This is a genomic window from Methylobrevis pamukkalensis (genome assembly GCF_001720135.1).
GTDB classification, from domain to species: Bacteria; Pseudomonadota; Alphaproteobacteria; order Rhizobiales; family Pleomorphomonadaceae; genus Methylobrevis; species Methylobrevis pamukkalensis.
Map to the genome: position 1 here is coordinate 1 of NZ_MCRJ01000260.1, position 1,229 is coordinate 1,229.

The window sequence follows — 1,229 nt, forward strand, 5'->3', positions numbered from 1 at the left end:
ACCATGCGCTCGGACTTCCACCCGCCAAGCTGCTTCAAGGCTGCTAGGTCGCGGTTCTCCCGGTAGTGCCACGATGCCCAAGTGTGGCGGCAATCGTGGACGCGGAATTTCTCGATGCCGGCGCGACGACACGCGCCGCTGAATGCGGTTTGCACCCGCGAGCCTGCCGACGTATCGTCGATGCTCCGAGGGAGGGAATAGGGCAGGCCGGACGGCGTGCGGAAGATTTCGCCATCCCGATGCGGCAGGCATGCCAGCGCGGCCACGACGCGGGGATGAAGCGGGACGCCGCGCGGGTACTTGCTTTTCGTCTTCGGGAAGGACACATGCCCGGCCGTGAGGTTCACGTCTCGCCATTCGAGCCATAAGGCTTCGCCGATTCGGGCGCCCGTGTAGAACAGGAAGATCAGGAGCGGTTTCAGGTGCGGGGCTGCCGCGTCGATCAGGCGGTTCGCCTCGTCGATCTCAAGCCAACGCACAACGCCGGGAGGAGGGGAAGGGCGCCGCATGACGAGGGGGGCACACATGCCGCGTTCGGCCGCGTGACGTACAACAGCAACCGCCGGGGTGAAGAATTGCCGATTGCGCGTCGCCGGCTTCGCCTTCGGATACGTCTTGAGCGCGCCGGCTTCGACCGCTGCAAGGTCGATCTTTGCCAGCGGCGTTTTGCCGAAGTAGTCGAGCACCTTGCTCATGAACCGCTTGTCGCCGCCGGTGCCGTATCGCCCGCCGGTTTGAAGGTAGCTCACGACTGCCGCAGCGAACGTGTGTTCAGCGGGACGACCGTAGACGGCTTCCCGGTGCAACTCCGCTTCCCGGCTCGCCCTGATTTCTTCGGCGGTCCGCTTGTCAGCAGTGCCAGTGCTTTCCTCATAGCGGCATCCCCGGATTGAACCGCGCATGATCCAGTAGGGTGAGCCGGGACGCTTGACGAGTTTGAGGGGCACGGTAGAGCCTCATAGAGACGGTGGACGTCTTCGGGCGAAAAGACGATGTTTCGGCCAATCTTCCGACCGACGCCGAAGTCTCGTGCGGCCTTGCGGATCACGTCTTCACTCACGGGGAAGACGTCTCCGGCCAAGTCGCGGACGGTACGGAATTGCGGAAATTCGCTGCTCAATGGCTGCCCTCCTGCATTTCGCCGGAGAAGTCGCCCCGGCGGATCCGTTCCAGCGCATCGCGCGGAATGTGGATCGGCGCGCCCTTGCGGCTGTCGGTCAGCGTGAAGG

The 1,229-nt window shown here is 64.3% G+C and carries 1 protein-coding gene; it reads right to left on the minus strand.

Annotated features, from left to right (window positions below):
* The coding region (locus A6302_RS20360; RefSeq protein ID WP_141704048.1) for a tyrosine-type recombinase/integrase at positions 1-947 on the minus strand (947 nt) is incomplete at its 3' end.
* Positions 948-1,229 lie beyond the last annotated feature (282 nt).